Consider the following 18,409-nt stretch of genomic DNA (forward strand, 5'->3'; position numbering starts at 1 on the left):
TTTTTAAGATAAAATATTAGCAATGTTTTAAAATTAAAGAGCTATTTAGGTGTTTTTTGAATTAATTTTTTAAAAGTGGATATTTCTTTATAAATGTAACATTCGTAATAAAATTTGTTTTTTTTTAATAAAAAGCCAAATATAAAATTTAGATAAATTATTTTCGGGACCTAATCTATAACTACCACTATCATGAAAAAATTTACTTTATTTTTTTTCATGTCATTATTAACGCTGTGCAGTTACGCACAAGGAATTGATCCGGCTGAAGGATTTGAAGGTACAACCTTCCCTCCGACAGGCTGGACAAGGCATAATAATGGCATTGGAATGTCCCAGCAATGGAAGCAAACTCTGGATGATCCGTCCTATCCTTTCCCTCCTAATTTAGGTGGAAGTTTTGCAGCTATCATTGACCGTGAAAATGTGCCAGACGATGGTGACCCGGCAAAAGACTGGTTAGTAACTCTTCCTTTTGAAATGCCTGCAAACGGGCAGTTACGTTTTTGGTCAAGGCTTACTCTTAATGGTAACCAGGGAACCATTTACAAAATTTTAATGGCACCGGCTGGTGCAGACCTTACAGATTTAGCTTCTTTTACAGTTATTCAAACTTATACAGAAGCTTTAATTAACCCAGTTCAGCAAGAGTATAATGAAATTGTATTAAGCTTACCGGGCACTGTTGGTCAAAACTATCATGTTGCTTTCCTTATGGAAGGTGACTTTCAGGATCGTTGGTTAATTGACGATGTAAGTATTGTTGAACAGTGTTTACCTCCTACAGATTTAACCGCCACTGATGTTACAGATACATCAGCGACATTATCGTGGACAGGTGCTGCAGCTCAATATGAAATTGAAGTTATGCCGGTTACTGATGCTCCTGATGGTTCTGGAGATATTGTTGACGGTAATTCAACTACTGTTTCTCCATTACTTCCTACAACTCCTTACAAATATTATGTAAGATCTGTGTGTGGTACTGGTAATACTAGTGATTGGGCAGGGCCTTACAGCTTTAATACATCTCCGGGTAATGATGAATGTGCCGATGCAACCGTATTAACGGTTAACCCAACAAATATTTGTACAGTAACTACACCGGGGACTATAAATGGTGGTTCGGCCTCGGCTGAAACAACTACCTGTACAGGTACACCAAATGATGACGTATGGTTTACCTTTGTGGCTACAAATACATCTCATATAATCGACCTTATTAACATTACAGGCGGAACCACTAACCTTGTTCACGTTGTATATGAAGGAACAAGCTGCGGGACAATGACCCAGCTTTATTGTAGTGACCCTAATACAAGTACTGCAACAGGATTAACGGTTGGTAATACTTATTATGTAAGGGTATATTCCTGGACTTCGGCTGCTAACCAAACTACAGCATTTGATGTATGTTTAGGTACACCGCCACCGCCACCTGCAAATGACGAATGTGCGACAGCTACTTCTGTTCCTGTTAATTCAGATTTAAGTTGTGCACAGTTTGTAACAGCTACAATTTATTCTGCTACGGGTTCTGCTGAAGCTAATACCTGTACAGGTGTAGATGACGACGACGTATGGTTCTCATTCGAGGCTACAAGTACTTCTCATACAATAAACTTAAATAACATTACAAGTGGTACGACGGCATTAGATCATGTGTTATATTCTGGTAGCTGTGGTGTATTAAACTTAGTATATTGTAGTAACCCTAACAACAGTATTGCCGGAGGTCTTACAATAGGAGATACTTATTATGTAAGGGTATACTCTACAGCATCAACACCTCAAACTTCAGTGTTTGATATTTGCATAGGTACACCGCCGCCGCCGCCTGTAAATGATGACTGTTCAACAGCTATCAGTGTTACAGTTAATCCTGATTTAGAATGTGGATCGGTTACACCGGGTACTATTGCGTGGGCTACACCATCTATGGATGCTAATGCATGTACAGGAGGCGCAGACGATGACGTATGGTACACATTTGTGGCAACAAATCCTACTCATACTATTAATGTTAATAACATTACAGGTGGTACAACACTTTTATATCATAGCATATATACTGGTACATGTGGCTCTTTAACTAATATTAGCTGTAGTACTACTAACAGTAGTTTAGTTGGATTAAACGTAGGTCAAACCTACTATGTAAGGATTTATTCTTCTACGACAGCTGCTGGTCAAACATCAGTATTCGATTTATGTATAGGTACACCGCCGGATGCTCCTGTAAACGACGAATGTGCTGATGCTACGGTAGTAGTGCCAAATCCTGATTTGGAGTGTACAAACTTCGTTTCCGGAACAATTGCGTGGTCTTCAGGATCAGCAGAACCTAATACTTGTTTTGGTACTGATGATGATGACGTATGGTATCAGTTTGTGGCTACAAGTACATCACATACAGTTAATCTTAATAATGTAGCTGGTAGCTATACCTTTATGTATCATACAGTGTATGAAGGTACTTCATGTGGTTCTATGACCCAGCTTTATTGTAATACAAATAGTTCAAGTATTGCAGGAGGTCTTACAATTGGTCAAACCTATTATGTGAGAATTTATACCAGTACTTCCATTGGAATGCAGGATACAACATTTGATTTTTGTGTAGGTACACCGCCGCCGCCGCCGGCAAATGATGAGTGTGCTGATGCTACAGTAGTAGTACCAAACGCTGATCTTGAATGTGGCACAGTTGCATCCGGTACAATTGCCTGGGCTACAGGTTCAGCGGAAACAAATGCTTGTTATGGTACAGATGATGATGATGTATGGTATCAGTTTGTGGCTACAAATGAAATTCATACAATTAACATAAATGTTACGGGAAGTTCAACAACGCTTTATAATGTTGTTTATGAAGGTACTACTTGCGGAGCTTTAACACAGCTTAACTGTACTACCTCTACATCTCCTATTTTGATGAACTTAACAGTTGGTCAAACCTATTATGTAAGAATATACAGCTCAACATCATTAGCACCTCAATTAACTACTTTCGATTTATGTATAGGTACGCCACCGCCGCCACCTGTAAATGACGAATGTGCTAATGCAATAGAGGTTCCTGTTAATACAACTCCAACATGTGATCAGGTAGTTGCAGGTACTATTTCGTGGTCAACAGGATCTACACAGGGAAGTACATGTTCTGGTACAGAAGATGATGACACATGGTTTGAATTTACAGCTACAAATGAAACTCATGTTATATCTATTTCAAACATAGTAGGTAACTTAACGGTTCTGTACTATGTTGTTTACGAAGGAGATGATTGTGATGCTTTAACGCAATTATACTGTGCTAACGGAATGAGTTTTGCAACAGGCTTAACAGTTGGTACTACTTATAAAATAAGAGTATACTCTTACACATCTCTACCGGGTCAGCTTGCCGATTTTGATATTTGTGTAACAACACCACCGCCTGCTCCGGCAAACGATGAGTGTGCCGATGCTATTGTAGCACCTGTAAACCCGGATCAGTTCTGTGGTGAAACAGTATCAGGAACAATTTATTCGGCTACTGCTTCTGCAGAAGCTAATACATGTTTTGGTAGTGATGATGATGATGTTTGGTTTGAGTTCGTGGCAACCAATACCACTCATATAATTTCACTTTCAAATATTACACCGTCTAACTCTTTCTATCATACTGTTTATGAGGGAGATGAGTGTGGTACATTGACACAGCTTTATTGTAATTCTACAACTCAGAGTTTTGCAACAGGATTAACAATAGGTAATACATATAAAGTAAGGCTTTACACTTCATCTTCGTTACCTCAAACATCAAGTTTCGATCTTTGTATAGGTACACCGCCGCCGCCACCGGCAAATGATGAGTGTGCTGAGGCAACAGTTATAATTGCTAATGCCAGCTCAGAATGTGTGGAATCAGGTTCTGGTACTATTTTCTCAGCTACGGCTTCAACAGAAGGAAATACTTGTACAGGTGTTGCAGATGATGACGTATGGTTTGAATTTACAGCAGTAAATACAACTCATTTTATAACTATAAATAATATTCAGGGAAGTACAGCAGGTCTTTACCATGTACTTTATGAAGGTGATGAGTGTGGTACGCTTACACAGTTATATTGTAGTACATCAGCACAAAGTTTGGCGGAAAACTTAACAGTAGGCAATATTTATAAAGTAAGGGTTTATTCTTCTACTTCTACTCCAAACCAAACATCTACATTTAATATATGTATAGCTACTCCTGCAGGTTCAATTACAGTCAATGAAACGTTGTTTAATGCAGAACAACTTGTAGAAACGGTACTTATAGGATCGGAGTGCGCTATTGTATCTAACATCACTTCCCAGTCAGGTTCTGATTTTGGAGGGGCTGGTAGTATTGGTTACTTCAACTTTAATAATTCAAGCTTTCCGTTCAATGATGGTGTAATATTAGCAACAGGCAGTATTAATGAAGCACCCGGACCTTATCCTAATAATAGTGGGGGTATAACCGGTTCCGGATGGGGAAGTGATGCAGATTTAGCTGAAATTATTGCCGAGGAAGGTAATACAGATCCACTTTATAATGCTTCTGTATTAGAGTTTGATTTCGTACCGTTAACAAACCAGATAACGTTCGATTTTCTATTCGCTTCAAATGAGTACGGTACTTTCCAATGTAGTTATGGAGATGCATTTGCATTTATCCTTACAGATTTGGAAGATGAAAATGCTGTACCGGTTAACTTAGCTGTTTTACCGGGAACAACCGTACCGGTATCGGTTGTAAATATCAGGAATGGTGCTTATAATGCTAATTGTGAATCAGTAAACGAACAATATTTTGGATCTTTCAACCAAACAAACCCTTATGGTTCAGCTATTGCTTATAGAGGCCAAACAGTAGTTCTTACAGCTGCCGGAGATGTAATACCGGGGAACCAGTATCATATCAAGCTTGTAATTGCCGATTATAGAGACCAGTCATTTAACTCAGCTGTATTCCTTGCGGGTGGTAGTTTTGATATCGGAGGGCTTGACTTAGGTTTAGATCTTACAGTTATAGATGGTACAGCTATTTGTGATAATGAAGAATCTGTTATCGAAACTGGATTAAGTGAAGATGATTATGACTTTGTTTGGTATACTGTTGATGGAGATATTGCTACTGTTATTGAAAATGAGACGGGTGCTTCGCTTACTGTTTCAGAAACAAATGACTATAGGGTAGTTGCTACCTATACAGGTTCTACATGTTCACTGGAAGGTAACAAACGTGTTGAGTTCTATGTTCCTGTTGAAGAGACTGTAGGTGTGCCTGTAGACCTTATAGGTTGTGATGCAAGTGGATTTACTACTTTCGATTTCGCTTCTAATACTGCTCTTATCGAGGCAGGTGTTATTGAAGGTTATGATGTTGCAGACTTTGTGATTTCTTACCACGCTTCTGAGGCTGATGCTCAGAATGATGCTAACCCTATCGGATCTGTCTATGAAAATACCGTTGCTGAATTACAGACAATTTATGTAAGGGTAGAGTATATGCCAACAGGGTGTGTGGGTATGCTTAACTTTAATCTGATTGTTCAGGATCTTACACCTGACTTTGATATGGGTGGCGACTTTAATATCTGTGAAGGTACAACAGGTGTAACTATCGATCTTGTAGCTAATAACTACGATCCTGCATCACCGGATGTTACTTACTCATGGACTTACAATGGAGACGCATTACCTGATACAGGAAGCAGTGTTACTGTTACAGGAGAAGGTACTTATGAGGTTACGGTTAACAACTCAGGTTGTGAGGCTACCCAGTCGGTATTTGTAACGGTTACTCCAATACCTGTTGCCGATGTTATGGAGGATGTTGTTGCTTGTGATAGTTATGTATTACCGGCACTTAGTCCTAATAATTTTTATCATACTCCTGAAGGTGAAACACTTGCTGCAGGTACTGAGATAACAACAGATCAGATGATTTATATCTATACGGAATCTGGTACTGCGCCGGCAAACTGTACAGACGAGAGCAGCTTTATGGTTTCTCTTGTTGCTACACCGCTAATTGAAGTTACAGGTGGTTGTATAGGTGGGCGTTATACTATGGAAGTTATTTTAGATGATGAATATTATACTGAGGAAACGGTTCTTATCGAGTGGACTGATCCAAACGGAGCCATTATAAGTACTGATATTACAGCTATTGCTGAGGAAATAGGAGACTATGTGGTAACTGTTACCCCTGCAGGTGGTGATATCTGTTCATCGGTTCTTGTGTATAATGTTGAAAACGCAGCTTGTACAATTCCACGTGGTATCTCTCCAAACGGTGATAACATGAACGATAACTTTGACCTTTCTGGTCTTGGAGTAATTAAACTAAGCATCTTTAACCGTTACGGTAAAGAAGTATACAGTAAAACAGATTATAGTGATGAGTGGTATGGTCTTGACAAACACGGAAAAGAACTTCCTACAGGAACATATTTCTACTCACTTGAGCTAAATGATGGTACCAGCAAAACGGGTTGGGTTTACATTAATAGAGAAAACTAAACCAAAAGTAGAGGGGTTGTAAACCCAACCCCTTTCTTTTTACTAATAATTAGCACATAATAAACACATGAGAAAAATATACCTTGCCGCTTTGGTGGCATTGTGTGGCCTTGCCGATGTTTCTGCACAGCAGGACCCGCACTATACGCAGTACATGTATAACATGAACGTGATCAACCCTGCCTATGCGGGCTCGAAGGAGAATTTGTCCTTTGGGTTATTGTACCGCAAACAGTGGGTTGACATCCAGGATTCCCCAACCACGGCAACCTTCTCGGGCAGCAGTCCTGTTGGTAAGAATGTGGGATTGGGCCTATCTGTAATCAACGACCAGATTGGTCCTGTAAAGGAGACCAACACCTATGCGGACTTCTCCTACACCCTTAACTTAGGTGGAGAGCACCGCCTTGCCCTTGGCCTTAAGGCCGGAGCAACGTTCCACGATGTGGGGCTATACAGTGACATCGGTAACGGATATGTACCGGCGCCGGGCGACCCTGCCTTCAGTGAGAACGTTAACAACACCTATTTCAACATAGGTGCAGGATTCTTCTACTACACCCAGAAGTACTATGTGGCCTTCTCGGTACCGAACATGCTTAAGAGCAAGCACCTTGACCTTACCCAAAGCGGAACTGACCTTCAGTTCGGATCGGAAGTTCAGCACTACTTCCTAACGGGGGGTTACGTATTCCAGTTATCGGATAACGTAAAGCTAAAACCCTCTTTCATGTTAAAATCAGCCTTCAACGTATCGCCTTCTATAGACGGTTCACTGAATGCGCTGTTCTTTGAGCGCTTTGAGATCGGGGCCACCTACAGGCTTGATGACTCTTTTGGTGGTATGGTCAACTACAGGATTACCCCTAACCTTAGGCTGGGTTATGCCTATGACCATATTGTTTCCGACCTTAACATCACTACCCCAGCCTCGCATGAGGTAATGCTGTTATTCGATTTGAACTTCCCTAAGAAAGTATCACGTTCACCACGTTATTTCTAACCTAAAAGCGACCAAGAAAAATGAAGAACCTATATATCAGTTTAAGTTTTATGCTGGCAGCACAGTTTGCCATGGCACAGAGCAGGGAAACCGAGAAGGCGGACAAGCTGTATGCCAGGATGGAATATGTTGATGCCGCCAATGAATATATGAAGCTATCAGGCAAGAGCGACCCTTATGTTTACAGGCAGCTGGCCGAGAGCTACTACAATGTCTTTAACAGCAAGGAGGCGGTAAAATGGTATGCCAAGGCTACCGAGAGCCAGCAGGAAGCTGAGATCTATTACCACTATGCCCAGATGCTTAAGGCCGAAGGCAGGTATGAGGAGGCTAATGCGCAGATGCGTAAGTTTGCCCAGTTAAAGCCGAATGACGAGAGGTCTGTGGCCTTTATGAAAGACCCTGACTACCTTCCGAAATTAAGGAACCAGACAAGATTGTTTGATGAGAAGAAGCTGGACATCAACGATGAGAAGTACAGCTCCTTTGGTGCGGTACTTACCGATGACAACAACTTCTACTTCACCAGCGCAAGAAATACGGCAAGGAAGACCTACGGGGCTAACGAACAGCCGTTCCTTGATATGTACATGGCTACCTATAATGCCGACGGTACCCTTAGTGAGCCGACCCCTATTGCCGATGTGAACAGCAAATGGCACGACGGCCCTGCAGCGGTAAGCGCAGACGGTAACACGATGTATTTCTCCAGCGAGAGCTTTAAGGAGAGCAAACAGTTTGAGAGGGATAAGGACAACAACCTTAAACTGGGCCAGGTATACCTTTACAAGGCTACCAAGGCTGACGGCAAATGGGGTAACATCCAGCCGCTTCCTTTCAACGAGAAGACCTACTCAACAGGTAACCCTGCCATCAGTGCAGACGGCAAGACGCTTTACTTTGTTTCGAACCGTCCGGGAGGCCAGGGCGGCAACGATATCTGGAAGGTGGAGGTTAAGGGCAACAACACCTATGGTGAGCCACAGAACCTTGGGGATAAGATCAACACCCCAGCCAATGACAATTTCCCATACATCACCTCAGAGGGCAAGCTGTACTTCTCCTCAGACGGAAGGAAAGGCTTTGGAGCACTGGACGTGTTTGTGGTGGACCTGAAGAAAGGAACAGAAGTAATGAACGTTGGCTTACCAATCAACTCAGGACAGGATGACTTTGCCTTCAGTTTCAATGACCGGAAGAACATCGGTTTCTTCAGCAGTAACAGGACAGGTGTTGACCAGCTTTACAGCGCAACGCCAATCTGTGGCGTTGAGGCTATTGTAATGGTAAGGGATGCCAACACGGGCAAACCTGGCAAGCGCCAGGGTATCGATCCTTGATGAGAGGAACAATGTTATTGAGACCAGAACGGCAGATGCAGGAGGTAAGGTGGTTTACAATGTTGATTGTGACAGGGCCTATACCATCCAGGCAAGCATGACGGGTTATGAGCAGAACAGCTTCCCGATTGCCAAAACCCATGGTGGTGAGGTGAACGTTATGGCTGACCTGAAACCGATCGAGGAGATCGTGAAAGAAGTTGTAGTGGAACTTAACGACATCTTCTTTGAATTTGATAAGAGTAACATCACCAAAGAGGCAGCCTTTGAGTTAGACAAACTGGTAGAGGTTATGAACAATAACAAGGAAATGACGATCATGGTTAAGGCACACACCGATAACCGTGGTAGTGACCAGTACAACATGAACCTGTCGAACAGGAGGGCAAAATCTACCGTTCAGTATGTCATCTCCAAAGGCATTGCCAAGGAGCGCATCTCAGGACAGGGTTATGGTGAGAGCCAGCCGCTTGTTGACTGTAAAGACAAATGTACAGAGGAAGAGCATGCTAAGAACAGACGCTCGGAGTTTGTAATCGTGAAGAAATAATAAGAGGAAATTGTATTCCTAAAACGTTAAACCAAAACCACCTTGCCAATGAAGTAGAGTAATAGATCAAAATTTTAGTTTATGTTTAAGCCCCATACAAGGTATGGGGCTCTTAAAACTAAGCTTAAAAAAAGAACTATATAAACTGAAAAGGGACAATTCTAATATTAGAATTGTCCCTTTTCAGTTAGTGAAACTATTATATAAAAAGATCGTGTTAATAATAATCAGGGCAACCCTGGCATTGTTTTTCCCAGTTAAACTGATATATCAGGGAGAATTCATGTATCCCTCCGGTTCTTCCCATATTGTTGGTTAAGACATCATATGAATAGCCAATTTTAAAATGCTCATATTTCAATCCGAAATAAGGGTTTATGGAAGTAAGCAATTTACTGTTTCCGTTATTTTTTGCCGGATTTGTAGCCGCTATTGCTCCTACAAATACTCTTTCAAAAATAATTCCCATACCTAAATCAAACCTGTTGTATTTGGCCTGCTGCATAAAATTACCTGTAAAAAGTAATTTGGAATTGTAGGGTAGGAAGGTATTAGTAAAATTGGAAAGTTTAAACTCATAGCCTGCATTTAGGGAGAAAAGCATTTCTAAAGGTAAATTACCTGCCTGGCTAAATGAGATATTAGGTTTGTTAAGGTGCTTTAAGGAAGCTCCAATCCAACATTCTTCGTTGTTAAATAATACTCCGGCACCGATGTCAAAAAAGGTAATTTTCTCATTAAGCGCCAATGGGTCTATACTGGAAGCATCAATTACTCCCGTGCCAAGGTTTAGCTGATCTTCGAGTACCAGATTCTGAAATCCGTATGACTTGGTACCAAACCCTACTTCAATAGCAGGGTGAAAATACCAGAAATCAGATATCTGTACCCTGTATGCATAAGAGGCATTTACCTGAGAAAGCTGATAGTTTGTAAACGATTCTCTCTGGCTTAAGAAGTTTACTCCAAATCCGCTGTTCATTTCTTCTGCCCATGTGTTTAAAAAGGCATAATCACTATTTATTTTCAGTGAAGCATCCGGCCATTGAGTCCGGTGCATTACACCAATAGAAGTTGTTTCCATAAAAGCCGTAAAACTTGGGTTTACGGTTTGAGGCACCATAAAATACTGAGTAAAAATAGGATCCTGAGCCCAACTTGTATTAAATGCCAATAGTGTGGTTATAATTATTGCTATTCTTTTCATTTCTACTTAATTAATACAAAAGGTCCCTCAAAATTTACAAACTGGCCGTAAAACGTTTCGGCATTGATTCGGTAATAGTAATTACCATTTTCAGACGGAACATCCTGAATGTAACCGTTCCATCCTCTGATAACTTCTCCTTTTTCGGAGTAGATAAGGGAACCCCATGTATCATACACATTCAACTCAATACTCTTGAAACCTTTGTATAGTGCACTAAACGTATCATTAACACCATCGGCATTTGGTGTAAATGCATTAGGAATCATTACTTCATAACCTTTAGTGATTTCCAGTACAATACTGTAAGTGTCTGTACATCCGTAAGGATATACTACAGTTAATGTAACTGTGTAAGTACCTTCCCTTACATAAGTGTGAGTTGGATCCAGTTCGCTGGAGAAACTTCCGTCTCCAAAATCCCATGATACTTCGGTATAATCTCCTGTAGATTCATTTATAAAAGTTACAGGATCCATAATTGAATAGATATTGTATGTGGTGTGAGCATAAGATTCTGCTGTAAAGAATGCTTCGCCCAACTGTTGTGTATCCACTTCAAAAGTTTGTGTTGCAGTACATCCCATAAAGTCGGTTGCGGTAACAATCACAGTACCGTTTTGGTCGGTGCTCATGTACTGACCATTTTGCCCGCTTACTTCACCACTTGTCCATGTATATTGGAAAGGAGGAACACCACCCGATGCATGGGCAATATTAACCTGTCTTACATATTGGGTGTCACAATCAAATACGATATCAGTTGTAATCTCAAGCGTAATAGGCTCAGGGCGTGTTATGGAGTATGTTGCCGAGTTAGTGCAACCATTAGCATCTGTAACCTCAACAAAGTAGTTGCCCGAAGTTATATTAGTAAGATCTTGTGTAGATTCTCCGTTAGACCAATCGTAGGTGTAAGGAGGAGTACCTCCCGCAACCAACAGGTCTATAGCGCCGCTCATGGTATCATCACAGTCGGTAGCATGAGTAATATTCGCATTCAGCGTTAAAGCGGCTGGCTCAACAATGGTAAATGTCCTTACGATTTCACAAGGAGTACCATCAACAATAGTGGCTGTATAGGTACCAGGTCCTAAGTTATTACGTGTTGTACCTGCTGTAGAACCATCACTCCATGTAAGTGTTACCGGAGCAATACCACCTATAAGGTTAAGCGCAATACTACCATCGTTAGCCCCATGACAGGTGATATTAGTATAAACCGGATTTACCGTAAATACAGGTGCTTCGTCTATTACTACAGCTATTGTTTTGGTACAATTGCTTTCATCAGTTACTGTAATGGTATAAGTTCCTGCCCCTAAGTTATCCTGAAATGTTCCTGTTGCAAGGTTGCTCCATTGTGCTGTGTAAGGAGGGTTACCACCCGATATGGCTAATGATATGGAAGCATTATCTGCTCCATAACAGGTAATAGGAGTAGTGGTAGGTATAATTATTATTTCCGGCTGTTCGGTTATAGTAACCGTAATGGTTTCATTACATCCTAAATCATCTGTAATTGTTAATGTATAGGCCCCTGCAGTTATACCAATTAGATCTTCATTGGCAGAAGTAAAGCCGTTAGGGCCTGTCCAGTTGTACAGGTAACCTGCTATAAGTACACCACCTGTAACAGTAACATCTATTTCTCCGGTGGCGTCACCAAAACAAATAACATTTACATGAGTTTCGGTAATTATAATCTCTTCCGGTTCCGTTAATGTATAAGTACTGCCTGTAGCGCTACAGTTATTGGTGTCAGTTAATGTAAGTTCATAACTACCGGCAAATAATCCTGTAAGATTTTGTTCGTTTGATGTAAAGCCGTTAGGTCCTGTCCATTGGTAAACATAATCAGAATTACCTCCGGTGGGGAATATGGATATTGCACCATTATTTCCTCCAAAACAACTTACGTTAAATCCGTTGTAGTTTGAAACCGTACTGGTATAGGCTATCGGTTGTGGCTCTGTAATTTCATAGCTTTCGGTTACCGGACACGCTCCCGTAGTATCGTTAATTACTACAGTATAGGTACCCGGATTAAGGTTGCTGATGTCCTGAGTATCTGCTGTAAAACCGTTTGGACCTGTCCAGTTATATGTATATCCCGGATAACCGCCCTCTACAGTAAGGTCTATACTACCATCCTGATTACCAAAACAGCTGATTCCAAATCCGTTAAAATCGGAAACTACAGCTTCTGTAATCGCAATACCCGATTCCGGTTGTGTTATAATGATATCTTCAATTGTTTTTGCGGTACCGTTTGCATCAGTAACCTGAACGGTGTAATTGCCTGCCGGTAAATTGTCGAATACATAATTTTCGGCAAAAGTATCTTCAACAGTTTCTATTACGGTACCATCTTCTAGCATTAGTACATAATCAAAAGGAGCAATGGAAACCTGTGTAATTTCAACTTCAATAACACCTGTGCTTGCTCCAAAACAGCTAACATCCACATGGCTTGCATCAGCTTCGCCAATAGTAAGCGGAAGCGGCGCATTGATTAGTATGGTAAGTTCTATATCGTTACATAAACCATCGCTTATAATAACTGTATAAGTTCCTTCTCCTAAGTTTTCAATATTTTGGGTATCGGCTGTAAATCCGTCAGGACCAGTCCAGCTGTATGTGTAAGTTCCCGAACCACCTGTAGGGGTAAGGTTTATCCAACCGTCTGTAGCTCCTGATGTACTTATCTGGAAGCCGTTATAATCAGATACATCTGATGTAACAGCAAACTCAGAACTAACCGTAACCACAAGATTAAACGGTTCGCCCAAACAGTTACCCTCCGGAGACACAGGAGTAACAGTATAAGTTGCTGTTTGGTTAGTGGTTGTTGGGTTGGTTAAGTTACCTGTAACCACCAGTTCACCGCTTCCCGATGCACCTCCAGTAATACCACTTGTAACTACAGGAACATCCCATTGGTATACTGTTCCTGCCGGAAGTATTACCGCATTTGTGGCAGGGTCATAACTAAAGTCACTTCCGCTACACACAAGTAGTTCGCCATCTTCAAGAGTTGCAGCAGGGTATAGGGTAATCACAACCGTAAATGTTTCACCGTTACAGTTATTTACAACAGGTGTAACCGTATAGGTAGCCGTAACCGGAGCGTTTGTAGTATTGGTTAATGTCTGGCTGATTTCCGATTGCGGAGTCGCCTGAGCACTGCCACCTGTAAAGCCTGTACCTGCCGGAGCTGTCCAGGTGTACATAGTGTTTGCAGGAACATTATTTCCGTTACCGTCAGTAGGTATAACGGTAAATGTTTCGTTACTACAGGTTTCTTCATTAATATCGTTAACCGACGGTAGCGCGTAGATTGATATCGCAGCAGTTTCTGACAGGATTACGGAACAGCCTTCGATTGGGAATACAATTTCGCAATAGTAATATAAAGTTCCCGGATTAGTGTCTGTTGGCTGGTATGTAGCAGATGTTGCTCCTGCAATAGGAGTACCTGTAGTTGTATCGTTTACTGTATTACTATACCATTGGTAGGTTGGTGTACCTGTACCGTTAGTATAGTCCACATTAAGTTCTGATATCGGTTGACCCAAACAAAGGTCTTCTGATTGTGGTTGTGTACTTACTATAGGAGAAGGGTTTACAATAACCTCTGCGGTATCGCTTGTTACATTACAACCTGATCCTTCTGCTGTAATTATACAGTAGTAATAGGTTGTTCCTACTGTTGTGGCAGGAGGGGAATAGGTATCTGCTGTTGCGCCTGCTATTTCAGTTCCTCCTGTATTGTTGTTTGTTGTATTACTGTACCATTGGTAAGAAAGTAATCCTACCCCGCCTGTAGCGGTTACAGTCAGATCTTGTGCAAACGGACTTTGGCATAATGACTGGGTTGCCAATGGTTGTTGTGTTACTATCGGATCCTGTACTACAATAACTTCAGCTACTTCGCTGGTAAGGTTACCACATCCGTTGTTTTCAAAATCAATAGTTACATAGTAATAATAAGTTCCTTCGGCTGTAAAAGCAGAAGGTGTATAATTAGCCTGATCTGCTCCGGCTATTATTGTACCGCCTGTATTGCTGTTTGTGGTATTGCTGTACCATTGATAGGTAGCATTACCTCCGTCACTGTCATAAGCTACACTTAGCTCAGAAGCAGTACCGCCTACACATAAGCTTTGTGTTTCGGTTGGTTGTACAGTTATGGCAGGTATAGCCCTTACATTCACTTCGGCAGTATCTGATGTTATCAGCGAACATCCGCCTACAGGAAAGGTAATCACACAATAGTAATAAGTTGTGCCTTCTGTTGTGGTAGAAGGTATGTAGGTTGGGCTTGTAGCTCCTGCAATTTCGGTTCCTGTTGTACTGTCATCAACAGTATTAGAATACCATTGATAGGTTGGCGTTCCTGTACCGTTTGTATAAGCAACAGAAAGCGTATTGGGCGTACCGTTTAAACATACATCGCTGGAAAGAGGTTGCTCACTAAAAACAGGAGCTGCTATAATGTTTACCTCGGCAGTTTGTGAAGTAACAGTACATCCCAACCCGGTTTGAGATACAACGCAGTAGTAATATAATGTACCTGCAATATCTGTAGGCGGGGTAAACGTGGCTGCTGTTGCTCCTGTTACGGGTGTGCCCGAAGTGTTATCGTTAGCCGTATTGCTGTACCACTGGTAATTAAATGTACCTATACCTCCCGAAGCTGTAACTTCCAGCGTAGTGGCCGGTGCATTTTGACAAAGCGATTGGGTAGCTAATGGCTGTACGTCTATTACCGGGTCTGGTTCTACGGTTATGGTAACAGTGTTACCTACTGCAGTACAGGCAACTCCGTTAGAGGTACTGGTAACAACACGTCTGTAATATGTTGTAGCGGTAAGCACTCCCGGATTATAAGTATCTGCTGTTGCCCCAGCTATATCTGTAAAGGTGATATTATCTGTTGAGCTTTGCCATTGATAGGTAAGTGCTCCCTGACCTGTTGCCGGAATTGAAACTATAATCGGGTTTGGATCACCACCTGTACATATGGTTTGGTCATCTTCAATTATACCTTCATAAACATTGTTTATTATTATCTCTACAAAGTTAGTAGTAGCGGTACATTCCACACCGTTTAAGGTACTGGTTACTTTTCTTCTGTACCAGGTATTTTGAGTTGCAATTGGCGGATCATAAGTAGCATCTGTAGCTCCCGCAATATCAGTATAACCTGTTATGTTACTTGTTACAGAGCTTTCCCACTGATAGCTAATCGTGCCTTGTGCAGTAGCCGGGGTAACTTCTGTAAAGACTACAGGATCACCACCATTACAAATGGTTTGTGAGGCAGCTATAGCTCCCTGATTCAGTTCATTTACAAATACGGTAACTTCATCGGTAGCGGTACAACCGTTAGAATCCGTTACGGTTAGTGTATAAGTTGTTGTACTTGTTGGTGAGGCCTGAGGGGTAGCTGTGTTTGCTCCCGTTAAACCTGTAGTTGGCGACCAACTGTAGGTATATCCTGATCCTGAGCCTCCTGTTGCTGTTCCTTCTAGAGTAGTACTGCCCGGACAGATAGTAACATCGTCACCGGCTTCAGCAAACACGATTGGACCAATAATTATTGACTCTGAATCGGATACGGTACCACAGGCATTGGTAACTTCAACACTAAAAGTGTGAGAGCCCGATGTAGTATAAGTTACACTCGGTGCTTCATCTGTAGAGGTAGATGGTGTACCTCCTGGGAAGTTCCACAGGTAAGTAGGTGCACCACCATTACATTCGGTAAGGGTTACCGTTGGTGTTATGGTTACCTCGGTAGCACCACATAAATCATCTATAGGATCTATAGTTACTGTTGGAGGTCTTATTACCGTAACTGTTTTTGTTATCTGTTCACTACCACAAATATTAGTAGCGATAAGTCTTATGGTATATGTACCTGCGGCATTGAAAGTGAAATCAGCTTCATCAGAATCAGCAGTAGTGCCATTGGCAAAAACCCATTCCGGAGCAGCGTTAGAATCACATTCTTCCGGAACAAATGTTGCACTCCAGTTATAGATAACATTACATGAATTGCTTTCGTCTGTAATATTTGTTGTTTCAATAAGTAGCGGAGCACAACCTTCTATAGTATTCAGGGTAAAATCCGGTGCAAGCGGACTCTCAATACAAATTGTTTGTGTATAGTTAGAGTCACCACAAGGGTTTGCGGTTGTTAGTGTAACCGTATAAATACCGGGAGCCGAGAAAGTATGGCATTGGTTCGGTATTCCTGTACTGTTCACAACTACTTCATTATTGGGTGAAGACGGGTCTCCAAAATTCCATGTATATGTTGTCAGTTCATTACAACTAGCTCCAAAGGTTCCCTGTAATGTAGTATTTGTAAAGCATACATTTTCATTAATACAAGCTCTTGCAGGACCTGTAAATTGTGCGGTAGGATTTATCCGTACCTGTACATTACCGGCTGTATATGGAGTACTGTCACATGCATTTGTAACAGTAAGTGTTGCCGTATAACTTCCGTTAGGGCATGAAGTCGCTGCATAACTATGGTAAATTGTGGTTTCTGTAAGTGGGTGGTTTAGCGTTACAGATGTTTCATCACCAAAATCAAGTATGTAGGTTGTTCCCGGTGAGTTCAGCTCCCAGTTGCCTATGGTAAATGGTACTATTGCCGGAGCACAAAGCCCCGTTGTAGAACCTAATGTACCTAAACTTCCTGCCGGGTTGCTTTGGTTGGCCACCACATAAACCTGAGTATTGTTGCAGCCATTAGCACCAAATGCCGTAACAGCAAGATTAAAGGAGCCTAACTGAGTATAAGTATGATCTAACGGGAAATCGGTAAATGCCAGGTTTGTTTCCGTATTACCGTCTCCCCAGTCTATGGAATAATTATTAGCGCAGGTGTTTTGCGAAATATTATCTATAGTAATGGTGTAATTGGAACTACCCTGAGACGGACTGTTGTCACAATTACTGAAAGGACTAAATACATTCTGGTCCTCAATAGCTACATCCGGCTTTTGCTTAATAGTTACCGGAGTAGTGTAGGTTGCGCTACATCCGTTTGCATCGGTAACGGTTAAGGTAACATCAAAAACCTGAGTACCACATCCTATACTGTTAAAAGGATGTGAGGGAGTAGTTTCTGTAGAAGTCACTCCGTCGTCAAAGTTCCATGAATAGGTAAAGGGCGCTGTACCGTTACTGATATCCGGAGAGAAAAGTATATCCAGTCCGGAACACTGATTGTCTACAAAATCGACATCGTTTATTACCGGAGGATCAGCTACAGTAACCGTAAATGATGTCCTTGTTGAAGTTTCATCGTCAAGGGTTGCTTCAGCATAATAGGTCGTGGTTACCGATAACGGATTGACACTAAAGCTTGGACCGGTACTTAATAAGTTACCGTCTGTTTCTGCATCATACCACGAAATTTGAGCCGAAGGTACAGCAGTTGCATTTAATGTAACATTTCCGGGTCCGCACAATGTAGACGGACCTATTATTACCGGTGGATCTATATCAAAAACACTTACGGTGCCTGATAAAGCCGGTAACGTGAAAAAAAATAGCAGGGGCGCGAAAAGAACGTAAAATTGTTTCATACACAATTTTATTAATAGTGGGGTGGTTAATAATTGGTTTGGTGCAGCAAACCTACGAATATTTTGTTAAGGAACAGTTAACTAAAAAAAATAAGAGAAAATTATTGTTAATTATCTATATTATAGGTAGTTATTTTGTGTTTTCTGTTGGCGCTCTAATAA

General features: G+C 41.4%; 6 protein-coding genes. 4 read left to right on the top strand and 2 right to left on the bottom strand.

What is annotated here, in order from left to right:
• The first annotated feature begins 192 nt into the window (after window positions 1-192).
• The 4 genes from FUA48_RS09490 to FUA48_RS18530 all read left to right on the top strand — a co-directional run bounded on the left by FUA48_RS09490 (window position 193) and on the right by FUA48_RS18530 (window position 9,430).
• A complete protein-coding gene (locus FUA48_RS09490) occupies window positions 193-6,537 on the top strand; it encodes a choice-of-anchor L domain-containing protein (RefSeq protein WP_147583312.1) in 6,345 nt (2,114 codons plus the stop codon).
• Window positions 6,538-6,604: 67 nt separating this feature from the next.
• Window positions 6,605-7,540: a PorP/SprF family type IX secretion system membrane protein gene (locus tag FUA48_RS09495; RefSeq protein ID WP_147581738.1), complete on the top strand. Its 936-nt coding sequence runs from the start codon at window positions 6,605-6,607 to the stop codon at window positions 7,538-7,540.
• 20 nt (window positions 7,541-7,560) lie between these two features.
• Window positions 7,561-8,880: a hypothetical protein gene (locus FUA48_RS09500; RefSeq protein ID WP_240732436.1), complete on the top strand. Its 1,320-nt coding sequence runs from the start codon at window positions 7,561-7,563 to the stop codon at window positions 8,878-8,880.
• On the top strand, window positions 8,834-9,430 hold the full coding sequence (locus FUA48_RS18530) for an OmpA family protein (RefSeq protein ID WP_240732437.1): 597 nt from the start codon (window positions 8,834-8,836) through the stop codon (window positions 9,428-9,430). Before FUA48_RS09500 ends, FUA48_RS18530 begins: the two co-directional genes overlap by 47 nt.
• Before the next feature lie 217 nt (window positions 9,431-9,647).
• Here the strand turns inward: FUA48_RS18530 and FUA48_RS09505 are convergent, their stop codons facing one another.
• Window positions 9,648-10,637, bottom strand: a complete 990-nt coding sequence (locus FUA48_RS09505) for a PorP/SprF family type IX secretion system membrane protein (RefSeq protein ID WP_147583313.1) — start codon at window positions 10,635-10,637, stop codon at window positions 9,648-9,650.
• Between the two features lie 2 nt (window positions 10,638-10,639).
• Entirely contained in the window at window positions 10,640-18,247 is a 7,608-nt protein-coding gene (locus tag FUA48_RS09510; RefSeq protein ID WP_147583314.1) for a PKD domain-containing protein, read from the bottom strand.
• Between the last annotated feature and the right edge of the window lie 162 nt (window positions 18,248-18,409).

The sequence above is a fragment of the Flavobacterium alkalisoli genome (assembly GCF_008000935.1).
GTDB lineage: Bacteria > Bacteroidota > Bacteroidia > Flavobacteriales > Flavobacteriaceae > Flavobacterium > Flavobacterium alkalisoli.